The 4,444-nt window shown below is 60.1% G+C and carries 2 protein-coding genes and 2 pseudogenes; all 4 read right to left on the bottom strand.

All coding sequences use genetic code 11. From position 1 onward, the window contains the following. Window positions 1-304: 304 nt before the first annotated feature. Entirely contained in the window at window positions 305-1,351 is a 1,047-nt protein-coding gene (locus tag AAAC48_RS12445; protein ID WP_340654469.1) for an adenylate/guanylate cyclase domain-containing protein, read from the bottom strand. After that, complete coding sequence (locus tag AAAC48_RS12440) at window positions 1,348-1,725, bottom strand: response regulator (RefSeq protein WP_340654470.1); 378 nt, start codon at window positions 1,723-1,725, stop codon at window positions 1,348-1,350. Before AAAC48_RS12440 ends, AAAC48_RS12445 begins: the two co-directional genes overlap by 4 nt. Next, a pseudogene (locus AAAC48_RS12435) lies at window positions 1,718-2,905 on the bottom strand (response regulator); the annotation flags it as partial. The gene AAAC48_RS12440 and the pseudogene AAAC48_RS12435, both read right to left, overlap by 8 nt. Window positions 2,906-3,067: 162 nt before the next feature. Next, window positions 3,068-4,444: pseudogene (locus tag AAAC48_RS12430) on the bottom strand (PAS-domain containing protein); the annotation flags it as partial.

Genomic DNA, 4,444 nt, shown 5'->3' with positions numbered 1-4,444 from the left:
CCCTTGGTGTTGAGGCAGAGACTCAAGCCGAATATCCTATCTTTGAGGAAGACCTAGTTAACAGCAGCACGACACCGTGCCGCATTGACCTATTGCGCGCCCGAATATTGCCGCTCTAAGCGCCCATCCGTCACACGTCCTTGCGGACTTCCGGGTTGACGACGGTCAAATTCGGACCCCAATTCGGACATTCAGTGGTCCTATATCTGCCTCGGAAGCAGCAGACCTTTGCCGGTGGTCGAGAACCGTCTTAGCCTGACGGCCCGACGATGGGATGATCGGTGGCTACGATTGTTCCGGTTCCTCAACGAAGTCCCTGGCATTCGATGAGTTCGATCAGACCCTTCCCCTTGATTTCGACGAAACCCAGGGAGCGCCCGCGACCCCGTTCGCGAACGCGATGCCATGTGGCCCCGCTGGTCGCTACAGTCCCGGGGCTAGCGTGGGCGGCGATCCGGGAGGCCATATTCACGGTGTCGCCCCACAGGTCGAACATGTATTGCCGCTGCCCGATGATTCCTGCCATAACTGGCCCAAATTGGACGCCGACTCGAACCTCCCATTTGGGCTCTATCTTGCGTGACGCCGTTACCATATCGAGTCCGCATTGCAAGCTGGCAAAAACCGGATCTGACACGCGATCAAACAGGCCGGCTGTAGCCATAAAGGCGTCGCCGATCGTCTTGATCTTCTCCATCTCATGCTGACGCACGATTCGTTCATATTCGCCGATCAGCGCCTGAAGTTCGTCCACCACTTTTTCTGGCGGATTCTTGTCGCAGTAGGCCGTGAAGCCGACGATATCGCAGAATAGCACTGCGACTTCGTTGTAGCGGCGCGGGCGGACCTCATTGGTCGCTTTGAGCTCGCGGACCGCGCCGGGGGGCAGCATGGCGTACAGAAGCTCGTCCGCTCGGCGCTTTTCGTTTTCGATCTGCTGTGTGTACGCCGCCTCTTGGTCGCGCAGCCTCTTTTTTTCCAGGCAGGCGGCCACGCGGGCGCGCAGCAGAACCGTGTTGAACGGTTTGGCCAGATAGTCCTCAGCGCCGAGGCCGATGCAACGCGCCACACTGTCGATCTCGTCGACCGCCGATATCATGACAACCGGAATGTTGCGAAGCGTCGTGTCGGCCTTGAGGCGCTCGAGCATCTGGTAGCCGTCCATTTCCGGCATCGTAATGTCGAGTAGCACGAGATCGAATGGCCTTGTCGCCAGCAGTTCGAGCGCTTCCCGTCCATTGCTGGCACATACCACGGTCCCGTAGCCTTCTCGCTTCAACCGCTCGGTCAGCGTAAAGCGATTGTCCTCGTCATCGTCAATGACGAGCAGGGCAGGTCCAGCCTCGCTCATTTCATCGATTCCTTTGGGAGCAGGGCCCTGATCTTTCCGAGTAGGCGCGTGAACTCGACGGGTTTGGTATCGAAGTCATCGCACCCGGCCGCCAGTGCTGCTTCGCGATCGCCCGCCATCGCGTGCGATGACAGCGCGATTACGGGAATAGCGCGCGTCTCAACCAACGCCTTGAGACGTCTTGTTGCCTCCCAGCCGTCAACGACAGGGAGGCTTAAGTCCATCAGGATTAGCGCCGGAGCATCCGATCGCGCCCGCGCCACACCCTGATCGCCATCGGTGGCGACAATTACCTCGTAACCTTTGCGTGTTAGCCGCGCGGACAGCATGTAGATGTTGTCCTCATTGTCCTCGATATAGAGGATCTTAATCACCACGGTGATCCTCGTCAGGCGACCTTCGTTTGACAATGTATCGTGCAACCATCTTGCGCAACTCGTCAAGAAGCTCGTTGTGGCTAAGGGCGGTCTTGGCGAGCACGCGCTCGACGCCGCCGTTCAGGCGCCGGTGGTCTTCCTCGCTGAGGGTCGCCGCCGTCACGACCACGACCGGCACTGCCTTGAAGGCGGGCTGCTTGCGCAGTTCGATAAGGAACTCGAAGCCGTCCATTTCCGGCATGATGAGGTCCAGAATGATGAGGTCCGGAAGGGTGCGGATCAGACGTTCCAGTGCGACCCGGCCGTTCTCGGCCTCGTCCACGTCGCAGCCCTCGGCCTGCAATATGCGACGCCATTGCTGGCGCGTGTTCTCATTGTCCTCGACGATGAGAACACGAAGCGCTGGGCTAGGCCGGCCGGACCAGAATTTCGCGATCAGTTTCCGGAGCGCCTCCCGCTCGATCGGCTTAATCATGTAATCAGCTGCTCCGAGTGCGTAACCCCGGTTCCTTTCGTCGGTCATGGTGAGCATTACGACGGGGATATTCGCTAGCTCGATATCCGCTTTGAGTTCCTGCAGGACGCTCCAGCCATCGAAGCCCGGCATCAGCACGTCAAGGGTTATGAGTGCAGGCTTCACCTGCCGGGCCAGTATAAGGGCCTCCGCACCGTCCTTGGCCGTTACTACATCGCAACCCTCGCGGACGAGAAACCGGCGCATCTGGTCCCGCACTGTCTCATCGTCATCAACGACGAGGACTACGTTTGAGACGACGCGAACACGACCATTCGCGGCTACCGCGAAGACAGGGGCCGACGGCTCCACGCGCGTTGGGAGCGCGTCGATTGCCGACGGCAGCCACACGGTGAACTTGCTGCCAGCACCAGGAGTGCTGTCCACGGTGATGTGGCCACCCATACTACGGCACAGGCGTTGACTAATGGCCAGCCCTAGCCCGGTGCCGCCGTACTTGCGGGTGGTTGAACTGTCGGCCTGGCTAAACTCCTGGAACAGATTCGTCATCTGCTGCGGCGTTATTCCAATGCCGGTATCGGCGACGGCAAATACCACGCCTTCGCATCCATCACGCTTCGCGCAGGTCGCTTCAATCGTCACTTGGCCATTCTCAGTGAACTTGCAGGCGTTACTCAATAGGTTGAGGAGGATCTGGCGAACCCGAAGCTGATCGGCGTGCATACTGCCGATGCCATCTGGACAGCGAATGATGATCCGGTTGCGGTTCTTGTGTGCGATTGGCTGCACGGTTGTCGCGGCATCTTGAACCATACCAGCAATATCGAACTGCTCGATATGAAATTCCAGGCGGCCAGCTTCGATCTTGGAAAGATCGAGGACTTCATTGATGAGTTTGAGCAGATGCTTGCCGGCGCGCGCGACTCGCTCAAGCGGTTCGATCAGTTCACTTTGGCCGGCTTCATTGGCATCTTCCTGCAGCATTTCTGTAATGCCCAAGATGGCGTTCAGCGGAGTGCGCAGCTCATGACTCATGCTGGCGAGGAACTTGCTCTTGGCCTGGGTTGCGGCCATGGCCGCGTCGCGCGCGATCTCGAGCTCCGTTTCGTGGCGCTTGAGCGCGGTGATGTCGGTGTAGACTGCGACCGTGCCGCCGCCGGCAATGCGCCGCTCATTCACCTGAATCCAGCGGTCCTGGCTGCGATGCTGAACCAGCGTCAGATGCGGATTGCGATGTGCGGCGAGCCGCTCGGCAATCCACCTCTCCTCCCGGCCTTTCGCATCCTCGATGAGGCCCTGTTCTACGGCATTGCGGAGAATCGTCTCAAATTGTGCACCCGGCACGACTGCATCGGCTATGCCGGGATACAGGATTTCCCTATAGCGGCTGTTGCACAGGACGAGCCGGTCCTCAGCATCGTAAAGAGCAAAGCCCTCGGAGATGCTCTCGATCGCATCGATGAGTCGCTGGCGGGCTTCGGCCACCTCGCGCAGGTTCTTCTCCTCGACCTCGAGCGCAGTGTCGCGGAACTGACGAAGCGCCTCAGCCATACGTCCGATTTCGTCGCGGCCTGCGCCAGGCAGTGGCGCCCGGAGATTGCCGCCCGCGATCGCGAGCATGCTTTGGCTCAGCCCCGCTAGGCGGGCAAGAAGGTTGCGATCGACATACAGCCAAACGATCAGAACCGAACTCAGGAGGCTTAAAAGGGCGGAACCAAGGACAACTCCGGTGCCGTAGCGCTGGACAGTCGCAGCTTCGCGGCCGGCCTCGGTGATGTCACGGTCGGCCGCAGCCACGAGGCGGTCCACGGCAGCGGTGAGTTTGCGCGATAGCTGATCGTTTTCGGTCAAAAGCTTCCCGCCCTCTGCGAGTACTGCGAGCTCATCCTCGCGCGCCTTTAGGATGCTCTTCGGACCGTCGATCAGCCCCTCGAACTCTTCAACGCGTTGGCGGAACCGCGTTCGCAGCTTCTCATCGATCTGGGGCATCGCCGCCGCAAGGGAGTCGACCGAACGACGCAGTGCAAAGGACATCAGCGCCAAGTCGCCGGGTGTCGGCGCAACCGCCGCCTTGAGCAGAGCGTCGTTGATCGCTAAAATCTCCTGCTGTGCCTTCTGTTGCGGGATGTAGGAGGCGATTGCCTGCGCAAGGTCTGTCGCGGCCGCTACGGGCGCGTCGGGTGGTGAGGCAGCATCCGCCGCGGCTGCACGCCACTGAAGGACCTTGGAGTTCATCACGAG

The sequence above is a fragment of the Phyllobacterium sp. genome (assembly GCF_037994405.1).
Lineage (GTDB): Bacteria > Pseudomonadota > Alphaproteobacteria > Rhizobiales > Rhizobiaceae > Phyllobacterium.
Note: the sequence above shows the minus strand (reverse complement) of the source record. Positions and strands in the feature narration are given on the sequence as shown.